The sequence below is a fragment of the Actinomadura sp. KC216 genome, assembly GCF_004348535.1.
In the GTDB taxonomy this organism is placed as follows: domain Bacteria; phylum Actinomycetota; class Actinomycetes; order Streptosporangiales; family Streptosporangiaceae; genus Spirillospora.
Genome location: NZ_SMJX01000012.1, coordinates 1 through 14,154 on the forward strand (window position 1 = coordinate 1; position 14,154 = coordinate 14,154).

10 protein-coding genes and 1 pseudogene are annotated in these 14,154 nt (G+C 71.4%); 6 read left to right on the forward strand and 5 right to left on the reverse strand.

The window, feature by feature from the left end; genetic code table 11:
* Window positions 1-988, forward strand: a pseudogene (locus E1264_RS43035) (hypothetical protein); the annotation flags it as partial.
* A gap of 29 nt (window positions 989-1,017) precedes the next feature.
* Here E1264_RS43035 and E1264_RS03845 read toward each other — a convergent pair.
* Complete coding sequence (locus E1264_RS03845) at window positions 1,018-1,737, reverse strand: TetR/AcrR family transcriptional regulator (RefSeq protein WP_132169601.1); 720 nt, start codon at window positions 1,735-1,737, stop codon at window positions 1,018-1,020.
* A gap of 117 nt (window positions 1,738-1,854) precedes the next feature.
* On the opposite strand from E1264_RS03845, the gene E1264_RS03850 reads away from it, so the two are divergent.
* Window positions 1,855-3,357, forward strand: coding sequence for an MFS transporter (locus E1264_RS03850; RefSeq protein ID WP_132169603.1), 1,503 nt, complete (start codon window positions 1,855-1,857; stop codon window positions 3,355-3,357).
* Here the strand turns inward: E1264_RS03850 and E1264_RS03855 are convergent.
* Window positions 3,347-4,915 (reverse strand): 3-hydroxyacyl-CoA dehydrogenase, encoded by a 1,569-nt coding sequence (locus E1264_RS03855; protein ID WP_243710726.1) that lies wholly within the window; start codon window positions 4,913-4,915, stop codon window positions 3,347-3,349. The two genes, E1264_RS03850 and E1264_RS03855, sit on opposite strands and share 11 nt — an antisense overlap.
* Window positions 4,916-5,034: 119 nt before the next feature.
* Between E1264_RS03855 and E1264_RS03860 the strand changes: the two genes are divergently transcribed.
* Window positions 5,035-6,243 carry an acetyl-CoA C-acetyltransferase gene (locus E1264_RS03860; RefSeq protein WP_132169605.1) on the forward strand — a complete coding sequence of 403 codons (1,209 nt, stop codon included), beginning with the start codon at window positions 5,035-5,037 and terminating at the stop codon, window positions 6,241-6,243.
* A 51-nt stretch (window positions 6,244-6,294) separates the two neighbouring features.
* Here the strand turns inward: E1264_RS03860 and E1264_RS03865 are convergent, their stop codons facing one another.
* The gene (locus E1264_RS03865) at window positions 6,295-6,885 is read right to left on the reverse strand and encodes a TIGR03086 family metal-binding protein (RefSeq protein ID WP_132169607.1); all 591 of its coding nucleotides are present in this window, start codon (window positions 6,883-6,885) and stop codon (window positions 6,295-6,297) included.
* A 234-nt stretch (window positions 6,886-7,119) separates the two neighbouring features.
* On the opposite strand from E1264_RS03865, the gene E1264_RS03870 reads away from it, so the two are divergent.
* Window positions 7,120-9,270: a (Fe-S)-binding protein gene (locus E1264_RS03870; protein ID WP_165963971.1), complete on the forward strand. Its 2,151-nt coding sequence runs from the start codon at window positions 7,120-7,122 to the stop codon at window positions 9,268-9,270.
* A 30-nt stretch (window positions 9,271-9,300) separates the two neighbouring features.
* Here E1264_RS03870 and E1264_RS03875 read toward each other — a convergent pair whose 3' ends face one another.
* Window positions 9,301-11,163, reverse strand: coding sequence for a BTAD domain-containing putative transcriptional regulator (locus tag E1264_RS03875; RefSeq protein WP_165963972.1), 1,863 nt, complete (start codon window positions 11,161-11,163; stop codon window positions 9,301-9,303).
* A gap of 151 nt (window positions 11,164-11,314) precedes the next feature.
* Between E1264_RS03875 and E1264_RS43040 the strand changes: the two genes are divergently transcribed.
* Complete coding sequence (locus tag E1264_RS43040) at window positions 11,315-12,175, forward strand: hypothetical protein (RefSeq protein ID WP_165963973.1); 861 nt, start codon at window positions 11,315-11,317, stop codon at window positions 12,173-12,175.
* A gap of 84 nt (window positions 12,176-12,259) precedes the next feature.
* Entirely contained in the window at window positions 12,260-13,069 is an 810-nt protein-coding gene (locus tag E1264_RS03890) for a permease (RefSeq protein ID WP_132169615.1), read from the forward strand.
* 55 nt (window positions 13,070-13,124) lie between these two features.
* On the opposite strand, the gene E1264_RS03895 is transcribed toward E1264_RS03890, so the two are convergent.
* Complete coding sequence (locus E1264_RS03895) at window positions 13,125-14,012, reverse strand: glycine betaine ABC transporter substrate-binding protein (RefSeq protein WP_132169617.1); 888 nt, start codon at window positions 14,010-14,012, stop codon at window positions 13,125-13,127.
* Between the last annotated feature and the right edge of the window lie 142 nt (window positions 14,013-14,154).

Below are 14,154 nucleotides of genomic sequence, written 5' to 3' on the forward strand. Positions count from 1 at the left end.
CGGTGGGGTCGCGCGGGTCGGCCCGGAGGTGGACCTCGGGAAGGCGGCCGTTCTCGTCGCGGCGGAGAACGCGGCGAAGCAGGAGATCGGCAAGTACTGGTTCTCCGACGACGTCAGCGGCCAGTCGTACGTGGTTCCGGCCAAGACGGGCGCCTATGTGATCGTCGGTGCGCACACGGAGGCGTTCCGGTGGGCGGGCGCCGAGCCCGGATCGGCGACGGGCAGTGCGTGGCGCATGATTCCGGCCCGGCCGCAGACTCCGGCGGACGCGGCGGCCTGGAAGAAGGCCGGGGCCCCGGTGAAGATCAGGGCGTGGTCGGGCGACAAATGGCTCACCCTGAACACGGCGGAGAAGATGGGGTGGGAGACCGACCATTCCGACCCTTCGGGCGGTGGCAGGTGGTACGGCCGGATGACCACCGAGGAACTGCGGAACCTGCCGACCGATCCGAAGAGGCTCGCCGAGAAGTTCCTCACCGATGAGGCCATGCAGTGGCGCGCGGTGGGAGCGCCGTCGCCCGAGAAGCTGAAGGAACTGGAGAAGGAGCGCGGGCCGCTTCCCAAGCACCAGTTCGACTCCTTCGCGAAGCTCGGCGCGGTCGGGGGGCTCATCGCCAACTCGCCGGTCCCGCCGAAGGTGCGGGCCGGGCTGATGCGGGCGGCGGCCGACGTGCCGGGCGTGGAGGCGATCGGCGAGGTCGTCGACCCGCTCGGCCGCAAGGGCGTGGCGCTGGCGTCCGCCGGCAGGACCATCGAGGTCACCGGCGAGTTCGGCACGCCGCGCGAGCGGCAGGGCACCTATCAGGCCCGCAAGGAGCTCGTGTTCGACAAGGAGACCGGTGAGGTGCTCGCCTCCCAGTACGTGCTGACCAAGCCCGGCGGCCCCTACAAGGACCGCCGGCCCGGGTTCGTCATCGACTACATGGCCGTCCGCGACATGGGCTGGACGGACACCAAGCCCAAGCCGCCTGCCGCGCTGCCCTTCTGATCCGGGGTTCTGTCAGGCCCTCCGCCCGGTCACCGGGCGGGGGGCCTTCGGGCTTCCAGGCCGTCGAGGAGGCAGGCGAGGCCGAACTCGAAGCGGCCTTCGAGGATGTCGCCGGTCTCGTTCGCCCAGACGTCGCGGATGTGGGCCGCCACGGCGGGGCGGTCGCCGCCGACGCGGGCCAGGTAGGGGGCGAGGATCTCGACCCAGTCGGTCGCGGTGACGCCGGACTGGGTGCGCTGCCAGCTGGCCTCGCTCCCGGCGGCGCCGATGACGTAGTCGACCACCAGTGACCAGGCGTATTCGAGGTCGAAGCCGGTGAAGCCCGCGGCGCCGAACGCGACGAGCGCTTCGTCCAGGACGCGGGTGGCGTTCGGGCCGATCATGGGACGGCTGCCGAAGAGCGTGACCGTCCACGGGTGGCGGTGGATCATCGCGCGGAAGCCGCGCGCGTAGGCGGTGGCGGACGCGCGCCAGCCGCCCGCGCCGTCCGGTGGCGGGGCCGTCACCTCGCCCATGACGCGGTCGAGGGCGAGCTCCAGCAGCTCGTCCTTGTTCGCGACGTGCCAGTAGACGGACGTGGCGCCGGAGTTCAGGCGGGTGCCGAGCCGCCGCATGCTGAGCCCGGCGAGGCCCTCGGCGTCGAGGAGTTCCAGGGCGGCGTCCACGATCTGGTCGCGGCTGAGCGTCGGCTGGTCGCGCCGGGGCCGTCCCGGACGCGTCCAGACGGACACCGGTGCCTTCTCCGCCATCGCCCGCCCCCCTCGTCATCGATCCGTCTCGCACATGGTACCGGGGGTTGAACAGCGTGCGAGTCGCGTCGTACAGTGTGCGAGTCTCATCGAACGCTGTACGAGATAGGTGGGTGGATGATGTCGCAACCTGAACCGCATCCGCGGCGGTGGCAGATCCTCGGGGTGCTGTGCCTCAGCCTGTTCGTGGTCGTGGTCGACAACACGATCCTCAACGTGGCGATCCCGTCCCTGCTCAGGGACCTGGACGCCGGCACGTCCGACGTCCAGTGGGTGATCGACGCCTACTCGCTCGTGTTCGCCGGGCTGCTGATCACCGCGGGCAGCCTCGGCGACCGGCACGGGCGGCGCCGCGCCATGCTGATCGGCTTCGCCGTGTTCGGTACCGGGTCCCTGCTGGCCGCGTTCGCGCAGGACCCGGCGCAGCTCGTCGCGATGCGGGGGCTGATGGGCGTGGGCGCCGCCTTCCTCATGCCGGGGACGCTGTCGATCATGGCGCAGGTGTTCGGGCCGGACGAGCGCACCAAGGCGTTCGCCATCTGGGGCGCGACGTCCATGATCGGCATTGCTGCCGGGCCGACGGTCGGCGGGTTCCTGCTGGAGCACTTCTGGTGGGGGTCGGTTTTCCTGGTGAACGTCCCTGTCACGGTTGTCGCGGTGGCCGGGCTGCTCGTGCTGGTGCCTGAGTCGCGGGGGCCCCGGCGGCGGCCGGACGTGCCGGGCGCCGTCCTCTCCACGGCCGGGATGGCGACGCTGGTGTGGGCCGTCATCTCCGGACCGGAGCACGGCTGGACGGGCCTCCGGACGGTCGGGGGCTGTGCCGTCGCCGCCGTCGCGCTCGGGCTGTTCCTGCTGTGGCAGCACCGCAACCCCGAGCCGATGCTCGACCTGCGCCTGCTGCGCCGCCGCGACTTCTCCGGGGCCGCCGCGATGATCGCTATGTTCGCGTTCGCGCTGGCCGGGGTGCTGTTCGCGCTGACCCAGCTCCTTCAGCTCGGCTACGGCTACGGGCCGCTCAAGGCGGGGCTGGCGCTGCTGCCGGTCGCCGTCTCCGCCGCGATCGGGAACGGGCTGGGGGCGTCGATGGAGGCGCGGTTCGGGGCGCGTCCGGCGCTCGTCGGCGGATTCGTCGCCGTCGCGGCCGGGTTCGGCGCGCTGGGGTTCGCCGGGCCGGGTGACGGATACGCGGCTCTGGCGGTCGGGCTTGTCGTTCTCGGGTTCGGGGCTGGGCTCGGGACGCCGCCCGCCTACAGCACGTTGATGGCGGCCGTGCCGCGTGAGGAGGCCGGTGTCGGATCTGCGGTGAATGATGCCGGGCAGGAGCTTGGCAGCGCGCTCGGTGTCGCTGTTCTAGGCAGCGTTATCTCCGCGGCGTATGCCGGAGCCCTTCCGGACGGTGCGCCCGACTCTGCGCGGGATTCGCTTGGCGGGGCCGTCGCGTCGGGTGATCCCGGCCTTGCGGACGCTGCTCGGGTCGCGTTCGCGCATGCCGTTTCGGTCGGGTCGTTCGCTGCCGGGGGCGCGACCTTGGGTGCTGCGCTCTTCGCCGCGCTCGTGCTGCGCCGGCTTCCAGGACCTTCGGCTGATGCCGAGCGTCCGGTGGAGGCCGTCAAGGCGTGAGGTCGGACGGGACGGTGCCGGTCTCGGTCAGCGGGAGCCCGAGCACCGCCCGCTCGGCCAGCCAGCCGCTCGGGCGGTACCGCGGGTCGCCGGTGGCGGCGTGCAGGCCGCGCAGGATCTCCAGGACGCGGGCCGTCCCGGCGTGCTCGCCCCACTCCAGCGGCCCGCGCGGATACCCGAGCCCGAGCTTCACGGCGGTGTCGATGTCCGATGGACGTGCCAGCCGTTGCTCAGCGATACCGCAGGCCACGTTGACGATCGAGGCGAAGAGGCGTTGGGCGACGGGCGCGGGCGCGTCCCTGACCACGGTGACGGATCGTCCTGTGGCGAGGAGGGCGGCCAGAGCGGCTCGTCCAGCCTCCTTGTCGACGCCCGGGTGGACGGCCAAGGAGAGGCGCGTGAAGAAGCCACCGAACGGGTCGATTCCCAAGGTGCGCTCTAGGGGAAGGTTCTCGGTTCTGGCTGCGGTGATGGTGCTCTGGCCGATCGGGGCGACGAACACCACGGCCTGGCTGGACGGCTCGTTCCCTGGCTCGACCTCCACTCCGGCCGTCGAAAGCAGCGCGCCCAGCTCCTCCCGGACGTCGCCGTGTATCCATACAGGACGCGGTTCCACCGAGGGCGCTTCCACTTCGGGTGGCTCTTGCTTCGCGCCGTCCACGTACTTGTAGAAACCCTCGCCCGTCTTGCGGCCGTACAGGCCCGCCTCCAGCCGAGCCCGCCCGATCCTGGACGGACGCAGCCTCGGCTCCGTATAGAACCCCGTCCAGATGGACTCCATCACTGGATGCGACACGTCCATGCCCGTGAGGTCGAGCAACTCGCAGGGACCCATCTTCAGGCCGAGGACGTCCCGCGCAATGCGGTCGATGTCGGCGGGCTCGGCGGCGCCCTCCGACAGGATCTGCAGAGCCTCCGTCACCAGTCCGCGCCCAGCGTGGTTGACGAGGAAGCCGGGCGCGTCAGGCGCGAGCACCGGCTCGTGGCCGAGACGCCTGACGAGGTCAGCGAGCGCGCCCGGAATCCATCCGGCGGTCCGAGCGGCCGGGATCACCTCGACCAGCCGCATCAACGGGACCGGGTTGAAGAAATGCAGCCCCGCCAGCCTGGACGGATCGTCCAGCGCGGCGCCGATCGCCGTCACCGGCAGCGAGCTGGTGTTGGTCGCGAAGACCGTGTGCTCGGGGCAGACCTTCTCCAGCGCGGTGAACAGCTCCCGCTTCGTCGCCATGTCCTCCCGGACGGCCTCGACCACCAGGTCGCAGTCCTGGAACGGCGTGAGCGGCTCCCCGACCGGGCGGAGCCGAGCCTTCGCCCGCTCCGCCTCGTCGGCCGCCATGCGTCCCTTGCTCGCGAGCTTGTCGAACATGGCGCCGATGTGCTCGACCGCGCCGGTCACGGCCTCCAGCCGGACGTCGGCCAGCTCCACCGTCAGCCCTCCGGCCGCGGCGAGCTGCGCGATCCCGCGTCCCATCGCCCCGGCGCCGATCACCCGGACCGTCGTCACCCGCCGCGCCCACTGCTCCACCGTCGCCGCCTCCTCGCTCGTCCGCTCCACGCTCCCCGCTCCCCTGCTTCCGTGCATTCAACCTCTCGCCAGGCGGAAGCCCGGCCGCGGCCCTCCCGATCCAGGGACGTACTCTGCGAAGTGCCTGAAAACGACGCGAGGAGCCCACCATGCGCGACGCGGTGATCTGCGAGCCGCTGCGTACCCCGATCGGCCGGTTCGGCGGGGTGCTGAAGACCGTCCCGCCCGCCGAACTCGCCGCGACCGTGATCCGGACGCTCGTCGAGCGCACCGGCCTGCCCGGCGACGCGATCGACGAGGTGATCCTCGGGCACTGCTACCCGACGTCCGACGCCCCCGCCATCGGACGCGTCGCCGCGCTCGACGCCGGGCTTCCCGTCGAGGTCGGCGGCGTGCAGCTCGACCGGCGGTGCGGGTCCGGTCTCCAGGCCGTCGTCAACGCGGCGATGCAGGTCCAGACCGGCGCCGACGACGTGATCATCGCGGGCGGTGTGGAGAGCATGAGCAACGCGCCCTTCTACACGACCCAGGCCCGCTGGGGGATCCGCGGGCCGTCCCTCGAACTGCACGACGGGCTCGCGCAGGGCCGCGTCACCGCGGGCGGCGCCAACCACCCGGTGCCCGGCGGGATGCTGGAGACGGCCGAGAACCTCCGCCGCGAGTACGGCATCGGACGCGAGGAGCAGGACGAGCTCGCCGTCCGCTCCCACCAGCGCGCCGTCGCCGCGCAGCGGTCGGGCGCGTTCGCGGAGGAGATCGTGCCGGTGACCGTCCGGTCGCGGAAGGGCGACACGGTCGTCGACACCGACGAGCACCCGCGTCCCGACACGACGGTCGAGTCGCTGGCGAAGCTGCGTCCCGTCCTCGGCAAGACCGACGACCAGGCGACCGTCACCGCGGGCAACGCCAGCGGCCAGAACGACGCGGCCGCCGTCTGCGTCGTGACCACGCCCGAGCGGGCCGCCGAGCTGGGCCTGCGGCCGCTCGTCCGGCTCGTGTCGTGGGCGCGCGCGGGCGTGCCGCCGCGCACGATGGGCATCGGGCCCGTCCCCGCCACCGCCAAGGCCCTGGAGCGCGCCGGTCTCACCCTCTCCGGCATCGACCTCATCGAGCTGAACGAGGCGTTCGCCGCGCAGGTCCTCGCCGTCACCCGCGAATGGGACCTCAAGGACGCCGACTGGGACCGCGTCAACGTCAACGGCTCCGGCATCTCCCTCGGCCACCCCGTCGGCGCGACCGGCGCCCGCATCCTCGCGACGCTCGCCCGCGAGATGCACCGCCGCGAGGCCCGCTACGGCCTCGAGACGATGTGCATCGGCGGCGGCCAGGGCCTCGCCGCGGTCTTCGAGCGCGTCTGACGCCGCCGGGGAGGTCGGGCGCCGGCCGCCGCGCACGGCGGCGCGGCGCGGCTACGGAGCCGTCCAGTCCGGGCGGCGGCCCGTGAGCGCGATGAGGCGGTCGAGCGGGGACGCGTCGTCGGGGACGTCGACGGCGGGACCGAAGAGGCCCTCGATGCCCTGCCCGCCGCTCTGCTCGACGGTCGGCGCGACGAACACGAGGCAGGCCTGGATCTCCTCGTCGGTCGGGTCGTAGGGCTGGCCGCTGGCGCGGGCGATGTCCCAGCCGTGCACGACCAGCTCGTTCAGCGCCACATGGCCCGCGTCCCTGCCGGACAGTTCGAGGCCGCCGGCCTGCGTCATGCCCTGCCAGGCGTCCGGCGAGCGCCAGGCGGCGGCGAGCGCGTCGAGCCGCTCGGGGATGCGGGCCCGCCAGTCCGGGGGCAGGCGGGAGGCGTCCGAGGACGGCGGCTGCGAGGGGCCGTCCTGGAAGTCCTTGCGGGCGGCCCAGGTGAACGCCAAGGACAGCCCGTTCACATGGTCGAGCACCGTGCCGAGCGTCATGTCCGCGGGGGTCGGCGCGGTGAGCTGGTAGTCGCGGACGCCCGCGAGCAGGCCGGCCATCCGGTGCGTGGCGGCCGTGAGGTCGGGCATCGATGTCATCTGGTCTCCTCCGCTGGACGGCAGATACGAGTAGACGGGACGGAACCCCTACCGGTGGACGGGACCCCGCTGGACGGTTCTCGCCCCTGTGGTATGGACTCGGGAACCGCCCAAGACTCATCGGCACGCCGGAACCACTAAGCTACTACCGAGTAGTGTTCGGGACCCGGCTGATGCGCCGTCCGGCGCGAGTTCTACGCTGACTGCCATCGCCGTACCCAGGAGGACGGAACAGTGTTCTGGATCACGTTGGTCATCGGGCTCGCCGGAACGGCGGTCGCGCTGGCGCTCGCCGGACGGCGGGTGCTGTTCCTCTATGCCATCGCCAAGAGCGGCCAGCCCGACCCCGAACGCGTCCTGCAGGTCAAGCGCGACCCGAAAGCCGACGTCCAGGACCAGGTCACCGAGGTCTTCGGCCAGCGCAAGCTGCTGAAGTGGACGGTCGCGGGCGCCGCGCACTTCGCCGTGATGTGGGCGTTCTTCCTGCTCGCCACCGTGTACTTGGAGGCGGCGGTCCAACTGCTGTTCGGGCTCGACGCGCACATCCCCGGCCTCCAGACGTGGGGGCCGATCGGGTTCGTCCAGGACACCATCGCCCTGGCCGCCCTCGCCGGCCTGATCGTGTTCACCGCGATCCGGGTGAAGAACTCGCCGAAGCGGATCGGCCGCGCGTCCCGGTTCTCCGGCTCGCACCTGTCCGGCGCCTGGATCACGCTGTTCATGATCTTCAACGTGATCTGGACGATGTTCTTCTTCCGCGGCGTCGAGGTCGCCCGCGACAACTTCGGCTACGGCAAGGCGGCCTACTTCTCCCACCTGACCGGGCGGCTGTTCGACGGGATGAGCGACGACACCCTCCACGTGCTGGAGTCGGTCGGGCTGCTGGCCCACATCGGCGTCGCGCTGGTGTTCCTGGTGTTCGTCGTGAACTCCAAGCACCTGCACATCTTCCTGGCGCCGCTGAACGTGATGTTCAAGCGCCGCCCGGACGGCCTGGGCGCCGTCCAGCCGATGATGTCGGGCGGCAAGCCGCTCGACTTCGAGGAGGCCGACCCCGACGAGGACGTCTTCGGCCGCGGCAAGATCGAGGACTTCACCTGGAAGGGCTTCCTCGACATGGCGACCTGCACCGAGTGCGGCCGGTGCCAGTCGCAGTGCCCCGCCTGGAACACCGGCAAGCCGCTGTCGCCGAAGATGGTCGTCCTGGACCTGCGCGACCACGCCCTCGCCAAGGCGCCCTACTTCACCGCGTCGGAGGAGGCACGGGAGAAGTTCACCGACGAGCAGAAGCTCGCGATGGAGGTGGACAAGGCGCTGGTCGGCGACGACGGCGTCATCCACCCCGACGTCCTGTGGTCGTGCACCAACTGCGGCGCCTGCGTCGAGCAGTGCCCGGTCGACATCGAGCACATCGACCACATCCTGGACATGCGCCGCTTCCAGGTCATGATCGAGTCGTCGTTCCCGTCCGAGGCCGGCGTCATGCTGAAGAACCTGGAGAACAAGGGCAACCCGTGGGGGATGTCCGAGATGAAGCGCCTCGAATGGATCGAGGAGCTCGACTTCGAGGTCGAGGTCGTCGACGAGAAGGTCCCCGACGACACCGAGTACCTGTTCTGGGTCGGCTGCGCCGGGGCCCTGGAGGACCGCGCGAAGAAGACCACCAAGGCCGTCGCCGAGCTGCTGCACATCGCGGGCGTGAAGTTCGCCGTCCTCGGCCCGATGGAGGCGTGCACCGGCGACCCGGCGCGCCGCCTCGGCATGGAGTTCGTCTTCCAGATGCTCGCGCAGCAGAACGTCGAGACGCTGAACGACGCGGGCGCCAAGAAGATCGTCGCGACGTGCCCGCACTGCTTCAACACCCTCGCCAACGAGTACCCGCAGCTCGGCGGGAACTACGACGTCGTCCACCACACGCAGCTGCTGGCGCATCTGGTCGAGTCGGGCAGGCTCACGCCGGTCACCCCGATCGAGGAGAACATCACCTACCACGACCCCTGTTTCCTCGGCCGCCACAACAAGGTCTACAAGCAGCCGCGCGACATCATGGCGACCGTCCCCGGCGTCAAGACGCAGGAGATGCACCGGCACAAGGACCGCGGCTTCTGCTGCGGCGCGGGCGGCGCCCGGATGTGGATGGAAGAGCGCATCGGCAAGCGCATCAACACCGAGCGCGTGGACGAGGCACTGGAGACCAACCCCGACACCGTCTCCACCGCCTGCCCGTTCTGCCTGGTCATGTTGGGCGACGCCATCAACGAGAAGAAGAACTCGGGCGACGCGAAGGAGTCGCTGGAGGTCGTGGACGTGTCCCAGCTCCTGATCCGCTCCATCAAGGGCGAGGCCACCCCGCCCGAGGAGAAGGAGCCGGTCGCCGCCGAGTAGCGCGGCGGGTCCCCGGTCCGGCGGCGGACCTCAGCCCCCGGCGGCGGGCGCCGCCGGGGCGCCGAACTCCTCGTCGGGCACGGCGGCGTCGGTGTTCGGCGGGACGGCGATCAGCGTCTCGCGCAGGGCGTGCACCGTCTGGAACGGCATGATCTGGCGGTGGACGAGGTCGTCGACGGTGGCGAGCGGGCCCTGCGCCGTCCGCGACAGCACGATCAGCTTGGCGTGGGACGGCTCCAGGCCCGGCAGCGCGGCGAGCACGTGCTCGGGCGCCGTGTTGACGTCGATCAGGCCCCCGTCGTCGAAGGCGCGGGCCACGTCGGGACGTCCGATCCCCAGGTGGCGCGCCACCTCCGGGTGATGCGCCACCAGGGAACGCGCCTGCTCCCGGCGGACCCGCTGCTCGATCATCGGGACGGCCATCGCGGCCGCCGCGCGCTCGTCGTCCGGTGGCGGCGGCGACCACGGCTCCGCCGTCAGGACCACGAGGTGGACGGCGCCGCCCAGCATCGTGGCCAGCAGCGAGAACATCATCGGGACGTCCCACCAGGTCGTCTGGTCGACGTCCGAGGCCAGGGCGCTGCCGAAGCCGAGGACCGTCAGCCCGAGCTGGACGGCCGACGCCAGGGCGAGCCACCAGCTCCGGCGCCGGGCCGCGAAGTAGGCGAGCACCGCCCACGTCGCGAGCCCGAGGCTGAGCAGCGGGATCGACGCCAGGACGGCCCGCAACGGCCACGCAGGCCGCTTCTTCTCGACGGGAGCCGGCCATGCCCCCCAAGCGGCGGGCGCCGCCGAGTACCCGGCCACGCCGTTGCCGAAGGCGGATCCGTTGGCGAAGGCCGGACCGTTGTAGGAGGGCCAGGACGGCGGAGGAGCCGGTGCCGCGGCCGGAGCCGGGTAGGCGAGAAGCCTCCCACCTGGAGCGTCTGGAGCGTCCGCTACGGGAGCGGGATTGAGGCGCGGGTCAGGAGGAGCGAACCCGGACGGGACGGGCGGCGACGGCCTCGCCACCGCCTCCACCGTGTCGGCCGCATCGGCTGCGGGCCGTCCGTCGTCGTCCGGCGGCTCGGACGCGGAACGTCTCGCCGCGCCAGGGCCGGGCGCCGCCAGCGACGGATCGGAGCGAAGGATGCCCACGTGCAGGCTCTGGAGCCGTTCGCCCGGCTCGGAGCCGAACTCCTCCGCGAAGAAGGCGCGCGCGTCCCGGTAGGCGGCCAGGGCCTCCGCCTGCCTGCCGCTCCGGTAGAGGGCGAGCATCAGCAGGTACCGGAAGCCCTCCCGGAGCGGGAACTCGGCCACCAGCCGGATCAGCTCGGGCACCAGCCGCGCGTGCTCCCGCAGGTCCAGCCCGATCTCGGCGGACGCCTCCAGCGCGGCGGCCCGCTCCTCCTCCAGACGGTCGCGGGCGGCGGTGAAGAAGCCGCCGTTCAGACCGGCGAGCGCCGGGCCGCGCCACATGTCCAGCGCGTCCCGCAGCAGGGTCCCGGCCCGCGCGACGTCGCCCGCGGCCCGCTCGGCGAGGGCCTCTTTCACGCGGTCCCGGAAGACGTCGGCGTCGAGCCCTCCGCGCGGGACGTGCAAGGCGTATCCCGCACCGGACAGCGTCAGCAGCCGTCCCGGGGAGCGCGGCGAGCGGTCGGGCTCCAGCACGCGGCGCAATCCGGCCACATATTTCTGGACGACGTTCGCGCCATTGTCGGGAGGCTCGTCGCCCCACACCGCGTCCACGATCGCGGTCGTCGGCACCGGCCGGTTCGGTGTCAGCAGCAGCACGGCGAGCACGGCCTGCTGCTTGCCGGGGCCCAGGTCGAGCGGCTGTCCGTCCCGCCACGCGGCCGGCCGGCCCAGGATCTCGAAGCGCGGAGACGCCTCCTTGCTCGGCAGCGTGATCACCCCCAACGCACCCCGTCCAGCGCCTCCGCCGTCATTCCGCAGCCGTGGCGCAGTGACCGCAGCATAGCGACAGTGATTCCGCATCGGCATCCGGCAGCCTTTTTCCGGACATCGGGTGATGCCACCGATAAAGATGTGAAAGGGGACCTGAGTGCTTCATTACCGACGGCGTCCGGGCGGGCCGGACGGCGGAATCGGCGGTCGACCGGGCGGACCGGGCGGCGGCGGCCGGCTCGGCGGGCCCGCGCTGTCAACGGGGGCCGGCCTCGCACTCGTGCTCGTGGTCACCACGGCGTGTGGACCGCTCGCCGGGGACGAGACCGGCGCAGCGCGGTCGAAGACGTCGTCCTCCACGGCCGCGAAGCCCGCCGCGAGCGCCGGGACCGGCGGGGCCGCCGGGGCCGCCGTGCCGAACGGGGTCGAGAAGCTGACGGCCGCGGAGATCCTGACCCGCGCCCGCAAGGCGACGGCGTCGGCGCGGTTCCTGCGGATGCGCGCGCAGTTCGAGGACGGCGGCGAGAAGTTCAAGATCGACTTCCGCTACGCGGGGAAGACGAAGGCGACCGGATGGTTCTCCCAGGACGACCAGCGGGTCGAGATAACGAGAATCGGGAAGACCATCTACCTGTCCGGGAACAAGGCGTTCTGGACGTCGATCGGCGGGAAGTTCGCGGCGCGGACGTTCGCCGGAAAGCACGTCAAATCAACCCTCAAGAACCCCGATTTCAAGGAAATCGCGGCCTTCACCGACAGGTCGGCCCTGCTCACCGAGGCGGTGAAGGCCGTCGGCGGATGGGAGAAGGGCGAGACGGGCAAAGCCGGCACCATCCCGACCACGGTGCTCACCGCCGCGAGCGGCGACAAGATCCACGTCGCGACCCAGGGCCGGCCCTACGTGCTGCTCGTGGACGGCGGGCCGGGAAACAGCATCGAATACCTCTCCTACGAGGAGCCGGTGACCGTCAAGGCGCCGCCCGCCGGAAGCGTGATCGCCCCCGATCCGCTGAACTGATCCGCATCCCCGTCCCGTCCTCGGCTCCCGTTCCCGGTGGCGGGGCGGGGGTTGCGGCGCGGTCCTGCCTGGTAAGACCCAGGAATGGCCGTGCTCGTGTCCCTCCTCGCGTTCGTGATGACGCTCGCCGGGGGCCTCGCGGCGATGCGGGTGCGCGACCATCGGCATCTCGTCCTCGGGCTCGCGGGCGGGCTGATGCTCGGCGTCGTCGCGTTCGATCTCGTCCCGGAGTCGCTGGAGATGGCGCGGCACAGCCTGCTCGGCGTCCCCACGCCCATGATCGGGTTCGCGGCCGGGTTCCTGCTGCTGCACGTCGTGGAGCAGGCGGTGGCGATCCACCGGGCGCATGAGGACGAGTACGCGCCGCACGTCCACGCCCACGCGCACGCACATGGCGGCAAGGGCGGGTCGGGTTCGGCGGGGCTGCTCGCCGCGTCCGCGCTCGTCGCGCACAGCCTGGTGGACGGCCTCAGCATCGGCCTCGGCTTCCAGTCCGGGACCGAGGTCGGGATCTTCGTCGCGCTGGCCGTCATCACCCACGACTTCGCGGACGGTTTCAACACCTTCACCGCCGCGTCCCTGTACCGGGGCGGTTCCCTGGGGCCGCAGGGAACCGCCCCTTCACAAGCGACTCGCGCCGACCGCCGTCCGGCCCTGGCGCTGTTGCTCGCCGACGCGATCGCGCCGATCGTGGGCGCGGCCGTCGGGACGCTCGTGTCCCTGCCGGACGCCGTCCTGACTCCCTACCTGGGGTTCTTCGCCGGCGTCCTGCTCTACCTGTCCGCCGCCGAGATCCTGCCGGAGGCGCACAGCGTCCACCCGCGCGTGCTGACGCTGTGCGCCACCGGCCTCGGCCTGGCGGCGGTCCTCTTCACCGTCGGCCTCGCGCACTGACACAGGCAGAGGGCCGTCCGGTATCCCGGACGGCCCTCTGCCGCACTCGCATCCGTCAGCCGGTCATCGACTTCGCGAACGCGGGATTGTTCTGCAGCCACTCGTTCACGGCCTGGTCGGGCTTGCCCTTGTACTTGTTCTCCATCAGGTCCTCGAGGGAGCCGAGTTGCTTGTCGTCCATCCGGAACTTCTTCAGCCAGGAGGTGACGTCGGGCTGGTCCTTGCTGAAGTCCTTGCGGGCGACCGTGTAGATCCCGTCCGGCTTGCCCATGGCGCCCTTCGGGTCCTTCAGGTCGCGGATGGGGAACTTCGTGTACGCCCAGTGGGGCCGCCACAGCGTGACGACGATGTCCTTCTTCCCGTCGATGGCCTTCTTCAGCTCGGTGAGCATGGCCGCGGTCGAGGACGTCGTGACCTGGTACTCGTCCTTCAGCCCGTACGCGGGGAGCATCTCCTCCTGCGACACCCGGTACAGGCCGGAGCTCTTCTCGATGCCGACGATCTTGCCGCCGTACTGGCCGCCCTTGCCCTTGAGGTCGTCCAGCGACTGCAGCGGGGAGTAGTTCGGCACGGCGATCGTCAGCGGCGCCGAGTCGTACCAGGCGCTGATCTTCTCGAGCTTGTCGCCGTACTGCTTCCAGTAGTCCTCGTGGGTGCCGGGGAGCCAGCTGTCGACGAACAGGTCGACGTCCCCCTTCGACATGCCCGCGTAGAGCGGCCCGGTGTCGAGGGTCTTGACCTCGACGCTGTAGCCCTTGTCGGTCAGGAGCCTCTTCCAGAGCGCGGTGGCCGCCTCGCCTTCGGCCCAGCCGGACACCATGCCGATGGTGATGCTCTTGTCGTTCTCTCCGCCGGAGCCGGAGTCGTCGCCGCACGCGGCGGCGCTCAATCCCAGCGTCAGCGTCATCGCGGCGACCGTCAGGCCCTTGAGTTTGAAGCGCATTCCCGTCCTTTCGTTGCTACCGATTGGGGGGTGGGGGAGCGGGCTCCTCGGCCGGCGTGCCGCGCCCGTCCGGGCGGGCGCAGAGCACGTCGCAGGGCGCGGGCCAGCCGAGAGCTTGAAAAAGTCGGCTCAGCCGATGAGC